General features: G+C 47.7%; 18 protein-coding genes. 7 read left to right on the plus strand and 11 right to left on the minus strand.

From position 1 onward, the window contains the following. Positions 1 to 70: 70 nt before the first annotated feature. The 6 genes from L3V30_RS14750 to L3V30_RS14775 all read right to left on the minus strand — a co-directional run bounded on the left by L3V30_RS14750 (position 71) and on the right by L3V30_RS14775 (position 7,763). Positions 71 to 214, minus strand: coding sequence for a hypothetical protein (locus L3V30_RS14750; RefSeq protein ID WP_012841245.1), 144 nt, complete (start codon positions 212 to 214; stop codon positions 71 to 73). After that, positions 204 to 2,525: an acid phosphatase gene (locus tag L3V30_RS14755; RefSeq protein WP_237309195.1), complete on the minus strand. Its 2,322-nt coding sequence runs from the start codon at positions 2,523 to 2,525 to the stop codon at positions 204 to 206. The genes L3V30_RS14750 and L3V30_RS14755 overlap by 11 nt, the downstream gene beginning before the upstream one ends. A gap of 262 nt (positions 2,526 to 2,787) precedes the next feature. Then, a complete protein-coding gene (locus L3V30_RS14760; RefSeq protein ID WP_237309248.1) occupies positions 2,788 to 4,347 on the minus strand; it encodes a hypothetical protein in 1,560 nt (519 codons plus the stop codon). Positions 4,348 to 4,349: 2 nt separating this feature from the next. Beyond that, on the minus strand, positions 4,350 to 4,922 hold the full coding sequence (locus tag L3V30_RS14765; protein WP_237309196.1) for a sigma-70 family RNA polymerase sigma factor: 573 nt from the start codon (positions 4,920 to 4,922) through the stop codon (positions 4,350 to 4,352). A gap of 2 nt (positions 4,923 to 4,924) precedes the next feature. Then, positions 4,925 to 6,397, minus strand: coding sequence for a chromosome partitioning protein ParA (locus L3V30_RS14770; protein ID WP_237309197.1), 1,473 nt, complete (start codon positions 6,395 to 6,397; stop codon positions 4,925 to 4,927). Positions 6,398 to 6,410: 13 nt separating this feature from the next. Continuing rightward, positions 6,411 to 7,763: a serine/threonine-protein kinase gene (locus tag L3V30_RS14775; RefSeq protein ID WP_237309198.1), complete on the minus strand. Its 1,353-nt coding sequence runs from the start codon at positions 7,761 to 7,763 to the stop codon at positions 6,411 to 6,413. A 219-nt stretch (positions 7,764 to 7,982) separates the two neighbouring features. Between L3V30_RS14775 and L3V30_RS14780 the strand changes: the two genes are divergently transcribed. The 4 genes from L3V30_RS14780 (at position 7,983) to L3V30_RS14795 (ending at position 10,983) form a co-directional block, all read left to right on the plus strand. After that, a complete protein-coding gene (locus L3V30_RS14780) occupies positions 7,983 to 8,990 on the plus strand; it encodes a LacI family DNA-binding transcriptional regulator (RefSeq protein ID WP_237309199.1) in 1,008 nt (335 codons plus the stop codon). Positions 8,991 to 9,045: 55 nt separating this feature from the next. Continuing rightward, positions 9,046 to 9,981: a LysR family transcriptional regulator gene (locus L3V30_RS14785; protein ID WP_048624586.1), complete on the plus strand. Its 936-nt coding sequence runs from the start codon at positions 9,046 to 9,048 to the stop codon at positions 9,979 to 9,981. Between the two features lie 271 nt (positions 9,982 to 10,252). Further along, positions 10,253 to 10,657, plus strand: a complete 405-nt coding sequence (locus tag L3V30_RS14790) for an SMR family transporter (protein WP_012841241.1) — start codon at positions 10,253 to 10,255, stop codon at positions 10,655 to 10,657. Further along, on the plus strand, positions 10,654 to 10,983 hold the full coding sequence (locus L3V30_RS14795; protein ID WP_005394379.1) for an SMR family transporter: 330 nt from the start codon (positions 10,654 to 10,656) through the stop codon (positions 10,981 to 10,983). Before L3V30_RS14790 ends, L3V30_RS14795 begins: the two co-directional genes overlap by 4 nt. Positions 10,984 to 11,335: 352 nt before the next feature. Here L3V30_RS14795 and edd read toward each other — a convergent pair whose 3' ends face one another. Together edd and L3V30_RS14805 are read right to left on the minus strand one after the other, a co-directional pair. Continuing rightward, on the minus strand, positions 11,336 to 13,132 hold the full coding sequence (gene edd, locus L3V30_RS14800) for a phosphogluconate dehydratase (RefSeq protein WP_237309200.1): 1,797 nt from the start codon (positions 13,130 to 13,132) through the stop codon (positions 11,336 to 11,338). Next, a complete protein-coding gene (locus L3V30_RS14805; RefSeq protein WP_005467756.1) occupies positions 13,132 to 13,656 on the minus strand; it encodes a gluconokinase in 525 nt (174 codons plus the stop codon). The genes edd and L3V30_RS14805 overlap by 1 nt, the downstream gene beginning before the upstream one ends. A 153-nt stretch (positions 13,657 to 13,809) precedes the next feature. Between L3V30_RS14805 and L3V30_RS14810 the strand changes: the two genes are divergently transcribed. Then, positions 13,810 to 15,186 (plus strand): GntP family permease, encoded by a 1,377-nt coding sequence (locus tag L3V30_RS14810; RefSeq protein ID WP_012841240.1) that lies wholly within the window; start codon positions 13,810 to 13,812, stop codon positions 15,184 to 15,186. A gap of 9 nt (positions 15,187 to 15,195) precedes the next feature. Then, complete coding sequence (locus tag L3V30_RS14815; protein WP_005394384.1) at positions 15,196 to 15,807, plus strand: bifunctional 4-hydroxy-2-oxoglutarate aldolase/2-dehydro-3-deoxy-phosphogluconate aldolase; 612 nt, start codon at positions 15,196 to 15,198, stop codon at positions 15,805 to 15,807. Between the two features lie 105 nt (positions 15,808 to 15,912). On the opposite strand, the gene xapA is transcribed toward L3V30_RS14815, so the two are convergent. Beyond that, on the minus strand, positions 15,913 to 16,737 hold the full coding sequence (gene xapA, locus L3V30_RS14820) for a xanthosine phosphorylase (protein ID WP_237309201.1): 825 nt from the start codon (positions 16,735 to 16,737) through the stop codon (positions 15,913 to 15,915). A gap of 121 nt (positions 16,738 to 16,858) precedes the next feature. On the opposite strand from xapA, the gene L3V30_RS14825 reads away from it, so the two are divergent. Beyond that, positions 16,859 to 17,764 carry a LysR family transcriptional regulator gene (locus L3V30_RS14825; RefSeq protein ID WP_237309202.1) on the plus strand — a complete coding sequence of 302 codons (906 nt, stop codon included), beginning with the start codon at positions 16,859 to 16,861 and terminating at the stop codon, positions 17,762 to 17,764. Positions 17,765 to 17,845: 81 nt separating this feature from the next. On the opposite strand, the gene gorA is transcribed toward L3V30_RS14825, so the two are convergent. Beyond that, positions 17,846 to 19,201, minus strand: coding sequence for a glutathione-disulfide reductase (gene gorA, locus L3V30_RS14830; protein ID WP_031818769.1), 1,356 nt, complete (start codon positions 19,199 to 19,201; stop codon positions 17,846 to 17,848). 259 nt (positions 19,202 to 19,460) lie between these two features. Next, positions 19,461 to 20,300: a 23S rRNA (adenine(2030)-N(6))-methyltransferase RlmJ gene (locus L3V30_RS14835; protein WP_237309203.1), complete on the minus strand. Its 840-nt coding sequence runs from the start codon at positions 20,298 to 20,300 to the stop codon at positions 19,461 to 19,463. Positions 20,301 to 20,694 lie beyond the last annotated feature (394 nt).

A 20,694-nucleotide genomic window follows, 5' to 3' on the forward strand; every position in this document is an offset into this window, starting at 1 on the left:
CAAATATTGCGGTCAAAAGATAGAAGAAAGCCCCGAGTTCGGGGCTTTTTTGCGGTCTCAAATATTATCGCTATTTGAGTGGCGTTTCTTTGTGACAGTTAGAGCAGATATACACTTCTTTTATGCCGACCAAGCGTTCCCAAAGCGTTCTGCGTCTTCTACGCAAATGCACGCTATCACAGCAAGGGTTAACGATGGTTGCTTTAGTCATCATCGCCAGGCTCCAAAATCGGGAGTGAACTCGCGATGCTTGTCATGGCTTCTTTGTTGTGAGAGTACAGACCATATTCCGGCGCGGATTCATGACCGTTTTGCTCTTTACTCCAACGAATACCGATGTAGAAGTCACCAAAATCACGGTTGATGTAACGATGACGAGTTTTGTAATCTGACTCTGAGCCTGTTTCTTTTAGAATCAGCAGCTCACGGCCTTCATCATTCTGGATTTCCCAATTACCTGGCGTTTGGAATCCTGTTGGCATGAACGACGTGTAGTTGTAAGTATCAGCGTCGTATTCGTACGTACCTGATGAGTATTTCAGGACTTTGTCGTCGCCCGAGCCTTTACTTTCTACCATCAAGTCATGCTCTACCGTGCTGTGTTTGATGTGTTCTGCAACCGAAAGGGATTCTGCGAATGGTGTATTGCTTGAATCCATCCAGAACAGCTCATCATCTGAGATTTTAACGATCATCTGAGTGCCGTTATGCTCGGTTGTGTGCTGGTACAGCATTTCATACTCTTCGCCGTAGCTGTTGTATAGCTTGCCGTCTTTCAGCTCGACGTCTTCACAGTCTTTATTGTGGTATTCCGCGTAACCAGTTTGTTGGTCCAGATCGGCAAGAATAGCGTAGGCATCGTGTTCCCATGTGTTTTCTAGGAAGTCGCTGATGCTCGCTTTGTACTCTTGATTCATCTCATCATGGTTTGAGCCCCAGCAGAATAGTAGGCCTTCAGAGTCTTGCATCAACATGGCATAGCCAATTTCACCGTCTTTTTGTGCAAAGCTACCCATTTTCCACTCTTGACCGTTGAAGTGCTCGTGAGTGAAGCCCAAAGTCGGTACTACTGGTGGTGGCGTTACGCCTTCGATAACCGTTGGCATGCTAAGCGCAATCTGTACCGCGGTATGGCCATCTGTTGCGCTAATCGCAAGTGCTGCACCAGCTTCGCTCGCTTTTGTCGGTGTGCCTTTAATGGTGACAATCGCATTGCCATCCTCAGATACTGTTAGACCTTCAATGTCCACATAGTCCGCTGAGTAGTCGGTGATATGACCGTCTTTATCTTGGAACAAGCTAGAAATATCGAGCGTTTGTTCAAATACTTCACCTTGTTGTAGGTACCAACCATCAACGATGGACTGTAGATGCGCTTGTTCTGTTTCTACAACCATTGGTGGTAAGTTTGCCGATTCGATTTCGAACTTAAATACGGTGCTTACCGTACCCAAAACCTTACCTGAAGAATCAATGTCTTGCGCCGTTAGGACGATCTCAAAATCACCAGCTTTTTCTACGATAGCAGTCGGATATAGAACAATCAGGTTGCCAGTTTGCGCAACTTCAATGCCTGTGCCTGCTAAGTTGTGCGTCAGTTTGGTTGTCACAAGGTTTTGGTCTTTGTCTGTGAAAAGACCTTCGATGTTTAGTTCAACGCCATCAAAGCCTGCGCCTTTTACGATTTTTGGTAATTTGCCAAGCTTATCTTCAGCCGCCTCTTCGACGGTTTCGTTTACGGTTAGCTTGTTATTGATTGCCGTTTCAGGTGCTAAGTTGTCGCTATTTGGGGTCGCGTCAGTGATGATTGGGCGTAGGCTTGCATCATTGATGTTTTCGCCGGATGCGATAAGACGATCGACTTCTTGGTTTGCCGCTTGAGCAAATTCAGTGGCCTTTTTCTCGTAGTTAGCTGGGTTTTGCGCTTTTGAGTCGGTCAGAATCTGAGCGGTTTTATGTAGTTCGGCGTTTTTTGTCGCACCTTCAACAAAATCACTGTACAGATCAATTGGTGCTTCTTCTGAGCCTCCTAGCGCTTGGTTTACCTTGGCTTTTGCGTCTTCTTCACTAATGGATGGATCTTTTGCCATTTCAATAGCAACAAGGTCCGTGATAGGTGAAATCACGTTTGACGATGTTGGTGCACGGAACACGATTTCGTGGGCCATGGCTTGGCCTGGATGATCCATATCAACCGTGTATTTGCCAGCGTACTCTTTAGCATCCAAAGCGATAAGCTGTTTCTGCTTTGCACCGTTTGGTGTAATGGTCTGCAGCGCTAGAGTGCTTTCTGGTTTTGCATCCAATTTAAGCTGACCTTTCTCATCGGTCAGACCAAGGAATGTTTCTTGAGTGTCCCATTGGCCGTTGTTGTTCGTATCTTCAAAAACAACTGCATGTTTGAAGTAGCCGTCAAAGCCAGTGATCACAACACCGTTGTTAGCACTGTTTGAACCACCATCTGAACCGCCACAGCCAGTAAGAGCGATAGCCACTGACGCTGCTAATAAACTCACCTTATTCATTATTCATTTGTCCTTGTTTCGTTTCCGAATGAGAAAGTCGCTTTTTTATTGTTTTTATCTTTCAATCTCACTAGTGAGATTGAAGAGAGTGGTGTCTTTTTAATGACTATTGAGCCTAGGTTCAAGACACGAAAAACCGCACAAAACCCGTAAAATTTATTTCTATTTTTTGTCTATGATGGAAAATTGATAATTTGATCACGGTTCCAGTTTTGTTTTTGGGATGATTGTTTTGTCAAAATAACCATCTGTAAAGAAAGGTTTATTGGGTGTTAGTAAGGACTGGGGCGTGATAAATCATGTTGATCTTAAATTCCTCAACGCGATCAGCAAATTGAGGGTGAGGTTTAAGCACATAACTGTAGACTTCGCCTGGAATGAATATGTCGTAATCTGTGTATTCAAGGTTGTAAAACATAAATGTCCGTTGCCAGTAATCATCTGGCCATTCAGCACAATGTATTGGACTTACGCCGTCAAAATCCATTGAGCTAGAGATAATATCGGCAAACTCGCCTCGCCCCGCTACGATAGAGCTGTACCAGTAAAATAAATAATCATGACAAAATAGGTCATGTTGATTTGATTTCATATTGAGATCAGAGTCCAGTTTGTGCACTGGTTCGTTACCCTGAACACTTCTATCAAATATGTAGTTGCTAGCAGTCCCGTTTATGTAACCCCCTCCTGAAATGGGAAAGAGGTAGTCAAACAACGTTCCTTGATATTCGTACTCACCAGTGTGGACATTGATGCGTTTTTCCATCGATTGCTTGTTTTTTTGCATGGTGTAGCTTTCGAATTGTTTGCCATCAAACACGGTGGTGAAATAGTTCTGAGTCTCTTTATGAACCTGAGATGCGTATACCTTTTTGGTGGTCCAAATTTGGCGTACGCCGTGGACATAAACAATCAACGAGTCATCACTGATTTTGTACTCACCCACCTTTTTTAAGTCTCCCTTTTCAGGACACTGGTGTTTGTTGTTTGAGGCGGCATAACGTACCTCGTCATCCTCAAACTGAAACGCTTCGCAATACACCACTTCATACGCGTACGCGGTACCGCCAAGGTTTTGCGTCGTCTCCAAGCGATAGACAGTGTCGCCAATTAACGGGTGTTCCGTGTCATTGTGACCTGGAGTGACAACAGGCAACTCAAAACGTGTTGTGACCCACGCATGGTCGCTGTCGCCGTGGTAATCATCACGCGCCGCTACCGCCAGGTATGTGGTGGTTTTAATGTTCTCTGGTGCACCTAGTACCATCATTTGTCCTTGGTTTAGCACCCTTAATCCATTGGCGTTTTCGAGCCAAATCCGAGTGGTGAGGAGATCACCACCCGGGTCTTCAAACAGTTGGTTAAGATTGAGCGAATAGCTAATCGGAGAGTTTTGGTTGAGCTCCCAAGCATAAATAATGGTTTGTAGCTGTTGTTCCACCGTGAGGTTGATGATGGGTTTATTGTTCTCTGATGGGTCCTCTTTTGAGCGGCTGTCTTCATAACCCACAGACGAGTCGTAAAAAGAGCCGTCTTCTGTAGTATGAAATGGGTTCGTAATTGGCCCTGGTTGTCCTAAAATGGCAGAGTTGAAGGCGTCATCACCGTCTTTTTTGTGGGCGTTCTCCAACGCAGAACCTGTCAACGCTTGCTTTACTTCAACTAAAGATGTGCGTTCATATTGCCGATGTGTTCGCTCGGTTGATTGGCTCGTGCTGTCTGATGAGTTCGCCGCGGATGCTAAGCTGGTTTCGTCTGACATGCAGTATACGCCGAGCAAACCAACGCAGATGGCGCCGATTATCCAAAACTTTTTGCTTATCATTACGCGTGCGCCATTCGTGATTGCAACCAACTGCGAGAGAATTTTAGGTCTTTCTCTATTAAGCTCGCGCTGCACTCGAGCAGTTCACTGATTTCTTGGTTTTTCATTCCCATTAAATACTTGAGTTTGAGTGCACTTGATTGGCGTGGGTAACGGCTACTGAAGTTATCCAGCGCTTTATCCATGATGATCAATTGTTCGAAGCGATCATCTTCATCTCTCATCAATGTGATGTGTTGACGCTTTTGTGCTTGGTGCGAGCGTGCGTTATCGATCAAGATTTGACGCATCACTTTGGCGGCCATCAAAAAGAAATCACGTTTTGTTTCAATTTCACTCATGTCGCAGTTGGACATCTTCAGGTAAGCATCATGAATTAATGCTGTGGTGCTGTTGACGCTATCGGCCAATACTTTGTTGTCGGTGCCGTACTTTTCCGCGTTTCGTTCACGCTCGTGTTGGGCGATCTTACGTAACTGCAAATACGCAAATTGGTAGAGCTCACTCTCAGCTTGTTTATCACCAGATTGCCATTGTTGAATGATTTGTGTCAGTGCTACTGCTGTTGCCATGGTTATACATCCTCGCTCACTTTGACAAATTCAGAAATGGTGTGGGTTTCAATGCGATCGGAGCCGTCTCGGTTGCGGAGAACATCTTGTTGATAGCGATATAAAATGCCTTGTTCCCAAGTTGCGCCAGCGGGCAAATATTCCCAAGTGGTGTAATTGATTTCGGCTGGGGTCGTTGACCAACGTACCATGACATTCATTTGCGCAAGCTCGGCTTTGGGTTCGTCATTGTTGACCCACCACATGTCCGCATACTCTTGGGTGACATCTTGTGTGTATAGGCTTGCGTCGGTTGGACAGGTGTCTGCATTGTGCGGCAGTCGCATGACTTGTTGGTGGCGCATCAATAGGCACGATTGTGTCATGGACTGCTGGTGGTATTGGGTCTGCTGCCATACCCCGAGGTAGTCGATGTCGTGTTCGTTCGTGTTGGGGTAGGTAAACCACAGCATTTCTGTACGATTGTGGTGGTGGATGTTTTTTTTACGCCCAAGGCCTTGTACTTTTTCCATCAGTAGCTCAGTGCTTGGATCAAAGTTGAGTGCAACGGAGCGGTATTTCCAGTCGCCTTCATCATCAAAGTCTTCGAGAGAGAAGCCATTCAAATCGTTGCGGGTGCATCCAGTGATTGAGCAACCGACGATATTAAACCAATCCGCAAATTTGCTTATCGGCTCGACAATGTCTTCCGTGATAGGGCGCTTCATCGAGAGGAAACAGCCTTGAAAATGGTCGCCAACGCTTGGATGTTCAATCAATGAATCTTTGGTGATGGTGAATCGAGTTTCACCAAACGGAGGGCGATATTTAGGATGATGTTGATAACGTAAATCGTAAGCACAAGCGCGGCCTTGCCAATCTTTCTTTTTGATCACGATGTTTTTGAACGTCATGCCGCGAGGTTCGAAGATGATCTCATCAGAGGCAAAGTTTTTCTCAATGTACAGCTGGCTTTCGTTTAAGTGCTCAATTGCCTCATCGACAGACACCCAGTCGAGATTGAGGTGACGTTTGGCGTCATCCAGATAATTGAGGTCAAGGCCCTTGAGCTGGTTTTGAAAGCGAGCATCAGACAACACGCGGTTGGCTAAGACAATTTCCTTACGATTCTCAGGCGTGCTGTCGAGAGAGAGCAGCAGGCGCGTCATATTGATGCTACGACTGGGTTTGGTTGTTGCCATCGTCGGTGTAAGCACTTCTTGGCTCGATAAGGTTGTCAGCAGATAACCCTTCTCATCGTTGCCAAGGAAGAAACTAATCACATCACCAGGTTGGTAGTGAAATGCCCCTTGTTGGGTAACGCCAGTGATATTGGAACTGGTTTTGTAATACAAGCCAGTCACCGGCGCATCGATAAAGTAGCCTTGCTTCAAGGATGAAGTGGGCGGGTGTGAAGTGGCAGCAGAAGTGTCTGCTGCTAACGTGGAGGTAGCCGTCAGTGCAGACAGCCAAAACACCACTGAACGTGTATACATCTTGTTTTAAGCCTTATTGGTTGGTGCTGTCCTCAGACGCACAATTTGGCTGACAACTCATTGGAGTAGTTAGGTGCTTCTTTGGCACCGGTGTCATCATCGCCAACAACATTTTTTGTTTTATGTGTTTGGGGATATCTGGATTAGAGAGTATCCGCCTTCGTGTTAACTCCATCATGGAGCTCACCGAGAGGTGTTCGACATTCTGCCCCTTCGCGTGGAAGATAAGGCGAGTCATTTCGTACATCATATCTTCTGCAATCTTCTTCTCTTGTTGCAGTTGGATATTCTTTTGCATCATGGCGCTGCCAAATAGCACACCTGATAGCACGATGATGCCTGACAATGCAGAAGCAAGAGGGCGCCGTTGCACCAAGCGAAAGGCGCTATACAAAGGCCAGTGTTTTTTCTGCTCGATAGGGCGACGTTCGATAATTCGCTCGATATCAATGCGTAGCGCTCGTACATCTGAGTATCGCACTTGGGTGGCTGGACGCGTCGCCCGTCTTGTCACCCAATACACATCAGACCAAACCGCTGGTGACGGAAACATCAAAGCGAGGATTTTGCCCAATGAATAAACATCGCTTTGCTCTGTCAGTACTTGTCCTGCCTGCTGCTCAGGGCTGGCAAAATTTTGGCTAAACGCAATCAGTGCCGAGGGTGAGCCCTCTCGGGTGGAGTGCGCTTTTTGAGTCAAGTTGAAGTCGAGCAGTTTGGGTCGTTTGCTACGATCGATCAGTATATTTTCTGGTTTTAGATCGGCATGCAAAACATGATGCTGGTGGGCGTGCTCCATCGCCTGACAAATCTGCTTAAACAGCAGCAGTTTTTCCGTCTTTTCCAGCTTATTTTCTGACAGGTATTCATCTAAGGTTTGACCAAATACCCGCTCCATCACGATGTAAACTGAATCTTGATGAAGGCCGCCATCAAACACTTTCGCTATGTACGGATGGTTTAGGCGCGCGAGCAGTTGTGCCTCATCGAAGAGTGCACGTTGTCCCAGCACATTACTCAAATTGCTTTGAATAAACTTGATGGCCAGATCTTGTTCGAACGTTTCATCTGCACGTAGAGCGGCGTAAACGACACCCATGCCACCGCGACCCAACTCATGAGTTAGGCGATACTTACTGATGACTTCTCCGCTTAGATCGACGTCTCGGTTCGTAGCCTGGTGAGCACCAAAGTAAAGTAACTGCGTTAGTTGTTCTTCAGGTGTCTCGTGGGCTAAAAGAGGAACGAGTTGTTGATACAGCTCAGGTTGACTTTGTTGCAATGCTTGGAGGTATTGCTGCTTTTGGGAGTCGTCCAGATCAAGCAAGTGATAGTAAATCTGGGTTTCGCTAGAGCCTAACTGCACTGTGCCTAATGTCTTATTCTTTTAGGTACGGCATTTTATAAGAACTTTGATATAAATGTCATTTATTTATTCGGCTTTGACTCACAATGTATGAAACGCAATTTGGTGGCTAATAGAATAATAACGTCATGATTTTGCGAATTATTTTCACTGAGCTTGTCGACAGAGAGTCTATTCGTCATAATGTTACTTGTAACATTACTGATAAATCACATATTTATGGCTCAACAGAATAAGAAAACTCGCACGACATTGCAGGATGTCGCAGACCAAGTTGGCGTCACGAAGATGACGGTTTCACGTTATATGCGTAACCCTGAATCGGTGGCAGAAAAGACTCGGGCCAAGATTGCGACTGCGATTGAAGAGATGGGATACATCGAAAACCGCGCCCCCGCTATGTTGTCAAAGTCGTCCAGTAAAGCCATTGGTATTTTACTGCCCTCATTGTCCAACCAAATTTTTGCTTCCTTTGTTCAGGGCATCGAGATGGTGACCAAAGCCAATGGCTATGAGACGCTTTTAGCGCATTTTAGCTACGATGAGCTTGAAGAAGAGCGCAAGATCGCGTCATTACTCTCTTATCAGGTCGATGGACTTATTCTAACTGAAAGCCATCACACGCCGCGTACATTGCAAATGATAAAAAATGCAGGGATCCCTGTAGTGGAAACCATGGAACTACCACCAAAGCCGATTGATATGGCGGTTGGGCTAGATCATGAAGATGCCTCGTACACGGCGGTTAAGCAGATGCTAGATTCAGGTAAGCGTACAATCGTTTATTTTGGGGCGCGTTTGGATACGCGAACCAAGCTGCGTATGCAAGGTTATGATCGCGCGATGACGGAAGCAGGGCTAGAACCTAAGCACGTATTAACGGGTGACCACTCTAGCTTCTCTTTAGCCCATGATTTGCTTGAACGCGCGCTAGAAACTCACCCAACGCTTGATGGCGTATTCTGTACCAACGACGACATCGCGATAGGGACCATGCTGAGCGCGCAACAACGTGGCATTCAAGTCCCGCAGCAATTAGCGGTGGTGGGTTATAACGCCTTGGATATCGGTCAGACCATCAGTCCGAAGCTGACCAGCGTTGATACGCCGCGTTTCCAAATTGGTGTAAAGAGCGCAGAGCTTTTGATCGCGCGTCTGAAAGGCGAAGCGCAAGAAGAAAAAGTGGTTGATATGGGGTATCAAATTACCTCCGGAGAGAGTGTTTAACTCGCAGTTAACCGCTCTCTGTATTCGCTCATCAATGGTATTGGCAGGTTAGGGTATGGCACATCAGCTGGATGCATTGGATCTCAACTTAATGCGTTTATTAAAGGCCGTGGTGGAAAACCGCAGCATCAAGCTGGCCGCGATGCAGTTGGGCATTTCTCAACCGAGCGCCAGTCGCGGCGTGATGAAGCTCAAGCAAGTGTTTGATGACCCGCTGTTTGTGCGTAAAGCGCATGGGGTTGAGCCGTCACCGATGGCGATACGCCTCGCCGCCGAGTTCGACAACATGATTGCACCACTGGAAAAAGTGGTGCAAGAGTTTGAAGTGTTCGACCCACTGCAATACCAAGGGCAGATCGCGATTGTGACCGACCCTTATTTGATGGATGAGCAAGGGCAGCGATTGCTAACTGGCTGTCATCGAGCCTTTCCCAAAGCGCACTTTGCCTTTTCCAGTTGGAACAGTTACTCGCACGATGAAATGCTAGAGGGCGAGCACGATTACTGCATTCTTGACCAAGAGACCGAGCTGTCGAAAGACATTTATATGCGTCCGTTGTTTGTTGAAAAACGGGTGATTTTGGCACGTAAAAACCACCCGACTTTATCGAAAGTCAGTAATGATTGGGACACGGTGTCCAAGCTGCCTCTGGTGTCTCTGCCTGCGCCCGCTTCGTATAAACCTCTTTGTACCGTGGAGTCTGAGTATCGCCGCATGGGCTATGAGCCTGTGGTGTTATTGAAATCCTATAATTTGCGCGTGGCTTGCCAAATGCTGCAAGAAACCGACGCGATTATGTATGCCAGTCAAAGCTCGGCAGTATTGATGCCGGAGCTGGACTCTTACGCGATGCCTTTGGTCAACCGTGAGTTTAGCCAGTTTGTCGTCTCTGGCGGTTTCTTACAAACCAATCGTAACCATCCTTTGCACCGACACTTACATAAAGTGGTACGCCAAACCCTGAAGACGCCATTAATTTTCGCACAGTGATGACGGATTATTGTCTCGCGTCACCGAGATTCTCTGCATAAGATAACCATGAAGAAAATATGTGATTACATAGACAACTCGATCCTATAGATATTCAAAAATGAATATCTCAATTACCTGTCTCTTTTTCCTGCTCAGCGCTAACCTTAGCTCAAATAGTCAGGAGAAGTGGCTCATTTTTATCTTTTTAACTTTTTGAATGTCGATACAGATGCGTGACATTCACCATTCTCCGTTATGCATTTTTTTAATTTCTGATGGAGGATTCATCATGCTAGTTGCACGTCTATTTTTATTGCTCGCCATCGTTGCCGAAGTAGCAGGCACCAGCACCATGTCTTTTATCGGACAAGGTCATGGATGGTTGGGCTACATCGTGATGTACGTATTGATTGCGGTGTCGTACTACTTCCTCTCGATTGCAGCGAAAAAGATTTCTATCGGCGTGGCATACGCTGTTTGGGAAGGGTTGGGTATCTCATTGATCACGGTCGTTTCGATCGTGTTGTTTGATTCTGACTTAAATACCCAAGAGCTGCTTGGTTTGATGTTAGCTGTCATCGGCATCGTTTGTGTGACTTTAGGTGAGTCACACGGTCAATCTAACACCAAGAAAAACGCCGATAAACTGGCAAAAGAACGTTCATTTTCTACAAGTGTAAGGTGTGAATCATGAGTCAATTTTTTACGATGTCATTTGGATTTGTCGTGATGGCTGCCTTGGTCGATATAGTGGCGAACATGGCGCTCACACGTTCTCACGGCTTTAAATACAAAGGCTGGGGCATTACCGCGATTGTGTTGGTACTGACAGCATTCACGCTGTTGGCACAAGCGGTTAAAGAGATCGACTTAGCCATTGCTTACGCCTCTTGGGGCGCGATCGGTATCTTGGGTACCGCAGTGGGTGGAGCCTTGCTGTTTAAACAGAAACTCAAGCCAATCGGCTGGTTTGGTATCTTTGTGGTGATTGCTGCGGTCGTGGTGATGAAAACCGCTTAATGCAATCCTCTGAGCCCCAGATACCTTCATTCGGAACAGCGAGGGACGAGCGTGATTCAGAATCTACCGACAGCAAAGTTCTGTGGGGTGTTTTCTCTGGCTTTACAGCACTTTGATAGTTGATTCCTGATCTCGCCTAGGCTCGTCGAAATGACGGAGTCATTCATTTTTAAGAAGAACAGTGACCAACCCCAAAGCTCGTCATTCTGAACAGCGAGGGACGAGCGTGATTCAGAATCTACCAACAAAAAAGTGCTGTGGCAGAGGTGTTTTCTCTGGCTTCACAGCACGTTGATATTAAATTCCTGATCTTGCTTAGGCTTGTCGAAATGACGAGGTTTTTCTTCTCGCCTTAAACAATGAAGCTTGCGCCTTCTTCTGCACTAGAGACGTTTTGGCGGATCACGCTAAACAAGCCTCGTCCCCATGTTTGTTGGGTGGATTCGGTATCGAAATGAATCAACTCGCGACCAGTGGTGTCGCTTAAGTTGTTCAGTTCGCCCGTTTGGCAATCAAGGTGAATCAAATCGCCATTGCGCACCAAACCAATCGCGCCGCCACGAATGGCTTCTGGAGAAACATGGATCGCAGACGGAATTTTACCTGACGCGCCAGATAAACGACCGTCAGTAACCAGCGCCACTTTAAAGCCCGCTTTTTGCACGTTACCTAAAATGGGCATCAGCTTGTGCAGTTCAGGCATGCCGTTTGCCGCTGGGCCGTTGTGTGTGACCACAACGATGCAATCTTGGTTTAGCTCACCGCGTTTGTACGCCGCTTCCACTTCGTGTTGGCATTGGAATACGATCGCAGGCGCTTCGATGATGCGCTGATCTTCTTTCACCGCAGAGACTTTCACCACTGCTTTACCCAAGTTGCCAGTCAGCACGCGAGTGCCGCCAGTGTTTTGGAACGTGGCGTCTGGTTTGGCGATCACGTCACCGTCTTGGCTGCCTTGGCACGGTGTCCAAGTCAGTTGTCCATCGACAAGACTCGGTAGCGTCATTTGGTCTTCAAATTCACCAAACACGGGTTTCACATCGCGATGCAAAAGCTCGGATTCGTTCAAGCGGTACAATAACGCTGGCACGCCACCCGCATCTTGGAACGCGTTCATATCGGCTGGGCCGTTCGGGTAAACGCGAGCTAACAAAGGAACCACATCCGACAGATCGCTGATGTCTTGCCACGTGAGCAAGATGCCAGCAGCACGCGCCACGGCGATCATATGAATGGTGTGATTGGTACTGCCGCCAGATGCGAGTAGAGCGATGATGCCGTTGACCAAGCTCTTTTCTGTGACCACTTCTGCCAACGGACGGAAGTGTGCAGAACCCGCCGTCATTGAGGCGATTTTCAGAGCCGCGTGATCGGTTAACGCTTTACGCAGTTGGGTATGGGGGTGGATGAATGCCGAACCTGGCAGCATCAAGCCCATGGCTTCGAACACCAACTGGTTGGTGTTGGCTGTGCCGTAAAACGTGCACGTCCCCGCAGAATGGTAAGCGCGACACTCCATATCCAGCAGAGCGTCTTTGCCGACTTCTCCCGCTGCGTATTTTTGGCGCACGTCGACTTTCTCTTCGTTGCTGATGCCTGTTGCCATCAGACCCGCTGGTACAAACGCAGTCGGTAGGTGCGCGTAAGACAGTGCGCCCATCAGTTGCCCCGGGGCAATTTTGTCACAGATGCCAAGCAGTAATGTGGCATCAAAGACATTATGGCTCAAAGACAACGCCGTTGATTGCGCAATTAAGTCACGCGAAAACAGTGACATATCCATGCCTGCTTGACCTTGAGTCACCCCATCGCACATCGCTGGCACACAACCTGCGACTTGCGCTGTATGGCCGTAGTCCGCCAGCACTTTTTTGATTTGTGCTGGGTAGTCTTGGTACGGCTGGTGGGCGCTCAACATGTCGTTGTAAGCGCTGATCAGCGCGACATTGGCATGAGTAAAATCGAGAATATTTTTCTTTTCAGAAGAGCAAGAAGCGGCGACTGCATGGGCTAAGTTACCACAAGATAAGCCAATACGGCCTTTGCCCGCTTCGGCTTGCACTTCGGTGCGAGCAAGAAACGCAGCGCGCGCTTCACGGCTGCGCTCGGTCAAACGTTGTGTGACCTCAAGAACAACAGAGTGAGTCATTACGCCACCTCGATCGCTTGCATTTTGATTAGCTCAGCGGCAGAGCGTTCCACCACGTCGCTGATGTCTCCGTCGATACTGACGATCAGAGTTTGAGGCTCGTTGTCTGGGCGCTCTAGCGTCTCGAATTGGCTCTTCACCATGTTTTCTTTCATGAAGTGGCCTTTGCGCATACGCATGCGATTAAGGATCAACTCCATATCACCATCAAGGAACAGGAAGGTCACGTTGTCGTTGCCTTCGCGGATCTGATCGCGGTAAATCTTTTTCAGTGCTGAACAGACAATAATGCCGTGTTCGTTTTTGCTTTCTAGGCTGTACGCCGCATCACGAATGCGTTCTAGCCATGGCTTGCGATCATCATCGTTCAGAGGCTGGCCCGATGCCATTTTCTGAATGTTCGCTCGTGGATGAAGATCATCACCATCAATGAATTTACGCCCTAGCTTTTTCGCTAGATGCTCACCAATTGTGCTTTTACCACTAGCACAAACGCCCATAACGATGACACTACTACCAGCCATAACTTATCCTCATAACCAAATTTGCGCGTGATCTCAATTTTTGAATTCACTTTAAAATATGGGTTTATCTTATTCATGTTACCGGTAACATGTTACCGGTAACTGAAATAAATGTGAACCATAACACAAACAATAATTCTTAAAGGTGAACCTATGGAGCAATTAACCCAAGCCCCAGATCCTACGTTCCTACTGACGATTGCAGGCCTTGCCATAGCAGCGTTACTCGTTCTGATCATTAAACTGAAAGTCCATGCTTTTGCTTCCCTTACGATGGTGAGTTTAGGCACAGCAATCGCCACTGGCGTTCCTTCTGAGAAAGTCGTATCGACCATGATGGGCGGCTTCGGCGGCACACTGGCTTCCGTGGCATTGCTGGTTGGTCTTGGTGCGATGATCGGTAAAATTCTTGAAGTGACTGGCGGTGCGAAAGTGCTGGCAGACACTTTGATTGGTCGCTTTGGTAAAGAGCGCGCACCATTTGCTTTGGGCGTCGCTTCATTACTGTTTGGCTTCCCAATCTTCTTCGATGCTGGCCTTGTAGTGATGATGCCAATCATCCTAAGTGTGGCGGCTCGTTTTGGTGGCTCACCAATTAAATATGCGTTGCCTGCTGCCGGTGCTTTTGCGGTTATGCACGCGTTTGTTCCACCACACCCTGGCCCGGTTGCAGCGGCAGAATTCCTTGGCGCAAACATCGGTCTGCTATTGGTGGTGGGTATTTTGGTTGCTATTCCAACTTGGTACCTTGGCGCTTACTTATTTGGCTTGTACGCGGGCAAAAAATTCGATATTCCACTATCTAAAGCCTTCTTTAATGGCGAAGCGATGGTGGATGAGCGCAACGCACCAAAATTTGGCACGGTTATGACCATCCTTGTGCTGCCAGTCCTGCTAATCTGTTTGGATACGGTATTGAACACACTGGCGGTTGCGGGTGTGATTGATGGTAAAACGGCACTGGTTGAGTTCCTACGTATGCTAGGTAAAACCCCAGTCGCGTTGCTGATTACTTTGATTGTCTGTCTGGCTGTGTTTGCCAAAGACTACGGCATGGCAAAACTAGAAAAATTGTGTGGTGAGTCATTGGCTCCTATCTGTGGTGTTATCCTAGTAACGGGTGCAGGTGGCATGTTTGGCGGCGTACTGCGTTCAAGCGGTATTGGTGATGCACTGGCTGACGTTCTTACAGACACAGGTATGCCTGTGATTGTGGCGGCGTTTGTGATTTCAACCTGTCTGCGCGTTGCTCAAGGCTCAGCAACCGTGGCACTAACGACAACTGCAGCACTTATCGCGCCAGTTGTGGCAGCATCAACAGGTTTGAGTGAACTAGACCTTTGCTTTATCGTAATCGCGATTGCGGGTGGTGCAACGGTATTGTCTCACTTCAATGACTCTGGTTTCTGGTTGGTATCTCGTCTCCTTGAGATGGATGAGAAAACCACATTAAAAACTTGGACGGTAATGGAAACGTTACTTGGTGGTATCGCGTTTATTATCGTCGCAACATTAAGCTTTATTCTTTAGAGGTTCCCCATGACAACACTTGAACAACGATTAAGAGAAATCAAAATCGTCCCAGTTATCGCAATCAACGACGTAGCACACGCTCTGCCACTGGCAAAAGTGTTGGTAGAAAACGGTTTACCATGTGCTGAAGTAACATTCCGCACAGAAGCGGCGGCGGAGTCGATTCGCATCATGCGTGAAGCGTACCCAGAACTGTTGATTGGCGCGGGCACCGTTCTGACCACAGAACAAGTCGACATCGCAATCGAAGCGGGCGTGGACTTTATCGTTAGCCCAGGCTTCAACCCAACCACAGTGAAATACTGTCAGCAACGTGGCGTGACTATCGTACCGGGTGTAAACAACCCAAGCTTGGTTGAGCAAGCGATGGAGATGGGTCTGCGTACGTTGAAGTTCTTCCCTGCTGAGCCATCAGGCGGCGTAAACATGCTGAAAGCACTCACTGCGGTTTACCCAGTGGAATTCATGCCAACAGGTGGCGTAAGCCCATCCAACGTGGAAGATTACCTAGCGCTGAAATCGGTTGTAGCTTGTGGCGGTACTTGGATGGTGCCAACCGCAATGATGGACAACGGCGATTGGGAAGGTATTGCTGAATTGGTTCGCGCAGTTAAGTAAAACGCACAAACGGCTCCGAAATACCCCCGAACGTTAGAAAACGTGATACGAAAAAGGGTCATCAAGTTACTTGATGACCCTTTTGCTTTTTGGAATGAAACCGCTTTAGAAGTGATGCTTCATAAAGCGCTTAATAAAGCGAATGAAATCTGCTTCGGCTAGCTTCGCGCACTTCAATGTTTGGGCGTGAGACAATTCTACATCTCCCAAGCCTTCTGCCATGTTGGTGATCGCACACACTGCCAATACGGGTAAGCCGCAATGCGCCGCAGAAATCACTTCTGGCACGACCGACATGCCCACCACATCACCACCGATGATTTGCATCATGCGGATTTCGGCTGCGGTCTCAAAGTTGGGGCCTGTGTAAGAGACAAACACGCCTTCATTGAGGTGAATGCCATTGGCTTTTCCGACTTCAAACGCTTCTGCGCGCAGGTCTTTGTCGTACGCATTGGCGAGGCTGAAGAACCTCGGGCCGTACTCTTCATCATTCGGACCGATCATTGGCGATTCAGGCATGGTGTTGATGTGGTCATGAAATACCACCAGAGAGCCGACATCAATACGCTCAGGGCGAAGTGAGCCTGCCGCGTTGGTGACGAGCAGAAACTCACAGCCCAGCTTTTTAAAGGTGCGTACGGGCGTGGTCATGACCTTCATTGAGCCGTGTTCGTAGTAGTGACCGCGACCTTTCATGCACACTACGTCTACGCCGCCCATGCTACCAAGTACCAACTCACCAGAGTGGCCTTGCACGGTGCTAACCGGAAAGCCTTCGAGCTCTTCGTATGGAATGACCACTTTGTCTTGTAGCTCGTCTGCCAATACGCCTAAGCCAGAGCCTAAAATAAACGCCGCTTTAGGTTGGAAGTTTGGTTTGCGTTCGCGAATGGTTTGTAGCGCGCCGATTACTGGGTCGTGATTCATGTTAGTCACCTTCTGGTTGTGTGTTGATTCCATTGTGTGACTTTCTGCGCTGGTTATCTTTGCTTTATTCGCTACTATCATCCTTAAAAAGAGGATGATGAAATTCGCTAGGACTCAATGCATGAAGTCAGAACCATTTGAGCGCGTGACGCTGAAGATGCTGCGTTACTTTTACGAGGTCGCACAAACCAAGCATTTCACTAAGGCGGCCGAGAACCTCAATATCACCAATTCGCCGTTGAGCAATCGCATCAAAGAGTTGGAAGAGGTACTTAACGTCAAACTGTTTGAGCGTGATTCAAGAAACGTCATGCTAACGGAGGCCGGGCGATTGTTGGAGTCCAAATGCCAACTGATTTTTCAGACCTTAGATGTCTCGCTCAGTCAAGTGCAGCAAGTGGGTTTGAACCAGAGAAACATCTTGCGAGTTGGTGTGGTAAGTAGCGCATTTTGGGGCGGATTTGATCGTCTGTTACAGCGCTTCCATGCTGAGCATGACACTTATCACGCCGACATTTTTGACCTTAACCCAGAGACGCAAAAGAAGCATCTGAGCGAGAAGAAAATCGATGTGGGCATTGTGCGTTTTGCCGATGCACTCAACATTTATCCGTATCAGTCGGTGTCTTTGGGCAAAGATGTGTTTGTGGTGGCGGTGTCGGAGCAACATGAGTTAGCCAGCAAATCTTTGCTGCGGCTCCAAGATTTAAAGACGTGTGAGTTTGCGTTTATGAGTTTGGCGAATTCTGCCTCGGCAAACTTCATCATCAATGCCTGTCTGCAAGAAGGCTTTTCACCCCATATTGGCAAACAAGTGGTGGAGCCAAGCACCTTGATGGCGTATGTGGCAAACAGCAATACCGTGACGTTGGTGCCGTCGACGTTTTCTCAACATCATTGGCATGGGATTCGTTTTATTAAACTGAAAGAGTCACTGCGTGCAGACTTGTGTCTGATTCATGACGGTAAGCAGGAGAGTGCTATCAAAGCCGAGTTTATTCGCACGTTATTGGAGAATGCGAGTTAAGCATGGGCTAACAAAAAAAGGTCACCCTAAGGTGACCTTTTCAAATGATTCGCTGAAATCAGCAATGCGATTGGCGCGTAATTAACGCATCGTTACGAACTCTTCAGAGCCCGTTGGGTGGATAGCCACAACAGAGTCGAAGTCTGCTTTGGTTGCGCCCATCTTCATTGCTACGCCGAAGCCTTGGATCATTTCATCTACCGTGAAACCGATGCCGTGTAGACCAACAACCGTTTCTTCTTCGCCCGCACATACAAGCTTCATCTTACATGGTTGACGGTGCTTAGTAACAGCGGTGTACATCGCAGTAAAGCCAGATGTGTAGACTTTGATGTTGTCTTTGCCGTACTTCTCTTCCGCTTCTTGCGTTGTAAGACCGATAGTGCCGATTGGTGGGTGGCTAAATACCACAGTTGGTACCAAATCGTAGTCCATCTTCGCGTTTGGTTTATTGTTGAACAAACGCTCAGAAAGTTGACGACCCGCCTTCACTGCTACTGGAGTTAGCTCGATACCGCCTTCCATGATGTCACCCACGCAGTAGATGCCTTTCACGTTGGTTTCTTGGTATTCGTCTACCTTAATGTAGCCTTTTTCGTTCGTTGCCACGCCAGTTGATGCTAGGTTGATAGCGTCTGTTGCTGGGTGACGACCGATTGCCCAAATCAGTTGGTCAACGTTTTGGCTCTCACCGTTTTCTAGGTGCAGAGTTAGGCTGCCATCGGCTTCTTTTACCACTTCTTTTGGTACAGAATGGGTGTGCAGTGTTGGGCCTTCTGCGTCCATCACTTCAACCAACGTATCGATGATCATTGGATCGAAGCTACGTAGTGGTGACTCTTTACGTACGAACAGGTGCGTTTCTGTACCTAGCGCGTGCAGTACGCCAGCAATTTCAACTGCGATGTAGCCTGCGCCCACAACCGCAACGCGTTTTGGTTGCTCTGCTAGGTCGAAGAAGCCGTTTGAATCGATGCCGTATTCAGCGCCTGGAATGTTTGGAATAGTAGGACGACCACCAACCGCGATCAGGATGTGATCCGCAGTATAATGTTCACCGTTTACTTCTACGGTTTTCTCGTCAACAAACTTAGCAAAGCCTTTAATCACGTTTACTTTGTTGTTGCCAAGAACGCGATCGTAAGATTGGTGAATACGACCAATGTACGCCTGACGGCTCTCAACCAGTTTGCTCCAGTCGAAACCTTTCACGTCGACATCAAAACCGTAATCTTCTGCGTACAGGTTCATTGCTTCTGCGATTTGCGCGCCATGCCACATCACTTTTTTCGGTACACAACCTACGTTTACACAGGTACCGCCAAGGTCTTGAGCTTCGATTAGCGCAACTTTCGCGCCGTACATCGCCGCACGGTTTGCAGATGCGATGCCGCCACTGCCGCCACCGATACAGATATAGTCAAAATGAGTCGCCATTACTTTCTCCAAGAGCTTATAAATTTTATCTGGTACATAGATAGATTGGGATGACCTTGCCCGAACTCAATGCCACCGTTATCCCACTATCATAAATCGAATGTAACGAATTCCTAAATGGGAAAAAGCGACATTACTTATGACAAATAGCGATGAGAGGCACAAAAAGAAGAATAAGCGCGATGAGAGGGCAAAGTTGAGAGTATAAAAAAGCGCAACGAAAATGTCGTTGCGCTGAGAGGTTTCGGTGCAGATGAGCTTACTCTGGCACAATCCAGTCCACCTTCCAGTGGCCGGTGGCTGGTGCGATCGCGTCTTGCAGGAATGGCAGAATATCTTTCATCTGGCTTTCCAGTTTCCACGGCGGGTTAATCACAATCATGCCGGATGCCGTCATGCCGCGCTCGTTGGTATCGGGTGCGACACCTAACTCGATTTGCAGAATTTTACGAATGCCCAGTGCTTCCAGGCCTTCGATCATATCTTCGATGTCGTGACGGTTTACCACTGGGTACCAAATCGCGTAGATACCGGTTGCCCAACGCTTATGGCTCTGATGAATCGCGCGCACTACATCGCGGTACTCTTTCGCGAGCTCGTATGGTGGGTCAATTAGTACCAAACCCCTGCGTTCTTGTGGCGGTAAGCTTGCTTTTAGACGCTGGAACCCGTCCTCTTTGAAGATACTCACTTGGCGATCGCGATGGAATTCTTGCTCTAACAACGGGTGATCGGCTGGGTGCAGCTCCGTCAGCACCATGCGATCTTGTGGGCGGATTTGCGCGCGCGCCACACGTGGTGAGCCTGGGTAGTAACGCAGCTTCTCGCCGTTGTTGAGCACTTTGATGGCATCGATGTAGCTTTTGATGTCTTCAGGAATATTTGGGTTATCCCAAATACGCGCGATGCCTTGTTTGTATTCGCCCGTTTTTTCAGACCATTCGTGAGTCAGATCGTAACGGCCCACACCCGAGTGGGTATCGTGATAAACGAATGGTTTATCTTTTTGTTTCAGCGCATCAAGAATGAGGCTTTGAACGATGTGTTTGACCACGTCGGCATGGTTTCCGGCGTGGAAGCTGTGGCGGTAACTTAACAAATTAAACTCTCGAAACACTCTTTGGCTGAGTGTGGTCTGTGATTTTCACTCTATGGCGGTATTATACTCAAGTAACTTAAAGATGTAGAACTTCCAATCAAATCCGTTCCTCTGATAAGGGGACGCTATTGAAATTTCTTTAAGTCACCCACACTTACTATTGGTAATCGAATTGAACTAGGTGAGTTTCTCGTGCTCAAAGAGTGTGAAATCTCATTTAGGTATAACAAGACTCAAGGACAGAGTAGCGCTCGTTGACTATATGGTCATCGCAGCATAGAGAAAGGGAACGGAGCTCCCCCAATCCATGTTGCTGGCTCGTCTGTACATTGAGTTGGCCTATCTACACAAAATAGACAGGCAATCACAGAGTCAAAACACAAAAGGAATTATT

The organism is Vibrio sp. A1-1 (assembly GCF_021728175.1).
Taxonomy (GTDB): domain Bacteria; phylum Pseudomonadota; class Gammaproteobacteria; order Enterobacterales; family Vibrionaceae; genus Vibrio; species Vibrio diabolicus.

Excerpts from the sequence above, each read along its gene's own strand:
- edd (WP_237309200.1), bottom strand. The coding sequence starts at position 13,132 with ATGACTCACTCTGTTGTTCTTGAGGTCACACAACGTTTGACCGAGCGC.
- gorA (WP_031818769.1), bottom strand. The coding sequence starts at position 19,201 with ATGGCGACTCATTTTGACTATATCTGTATCGGTGGCGGCAGTGGCGGC.
- L3V30_RS14785 (WP_048624586.1), top strand. The coding sequence starts at position 9,046 with ATGGCACATCAGCTGGATGCATTGGATCTCAACTTAATGCGTTTATTA.
- L3V30_RS14795 (WP_005394379.1), top strand. The coding sequence starts at position 10,654 with ATGAGTCAATTTTTTACGATGTCATTTGGATTTGTCGTGATGGCTGCC.
- L3V30_RS14755 (WP_237309195.1), bottom strand. The coding sequence starts at position 2,525 with ATGAATAAGGTGAGTTTATTAGCAGCGTCAGTGGCTATCGCTCTTACT.
- L3V30_RS14805 (WP_005467756.1), bottom strand. The coding sequence starts at position 13,656 with ATGGCTGGTAGTAGTGTCATCGTTATGGGCGTTTGTGCTAGTGGTAAA.
- xapA (WP_237309201.1), bottom strand. The coding sequence starts at position 16,737 with ATGAATCACGACCCAGTAATCGGCGCGCTACAAACCATTCGCGAACGC.
- L3V30_RS14750 (WP_012841245.1), bottom strand. The coding sequence starts at position 214 with ATGATGACTAAAGCAACCATCGTTAACCCTTGCTGTGATAGCGTGCAT.
- L3V30_RS14825 (WP_237309202.1), top strand. The coding sequence starts at position 16,859 with ATGAAGTCAGAACCATTTGAGCGCGTGACGCTGAAGATGCTGCGTTAC.
- L3V30_RS14815 (WP_005394384.1), top strand. The coding sequence starts at position 15,196 with ATGACAACACTTGAACAACGATTAAGAGAAATCAAAATCGTCCCAGTT.
- L3V30_RS14790 (WP_012841241.1), top strand. The coding sequence starts at position 10,253 with ATGCTAGTTGCACGTCTATTTTTATTGCTCGCCATCGTTGCCGAAGTA.
- L3V30_RS14770 (WP_237309197.1), bottom strand. The coding sequence starts at position 6,397 with ATGTATACACGTTCAGTGGTGTTTTGGCTGTCTGCACTGACGGCTACC.
- L3V30_RS14810 (WP_012841240.1), top strand. The coding sequence starts at position 13,810 with ATGGAGCAATTAACCCAAGCCCCAGATCCTACGTTCCTACTGACGATT.
- L3V30_RS14780 (WP_237309199.1), top strand. The coding sequence starts at position 7,983 with ATGGCTCAACAGAATAAGAAAACTCGCACGACATTGCAGGATGTCGCA.
- L3V30_RS14765 (WP_237309196.1), bottom strand. The coding sequence starts at position 4,922 with ATGGCAACAGCAGTAGCACTGACACAAATCATTCAACAATGGCAATCT.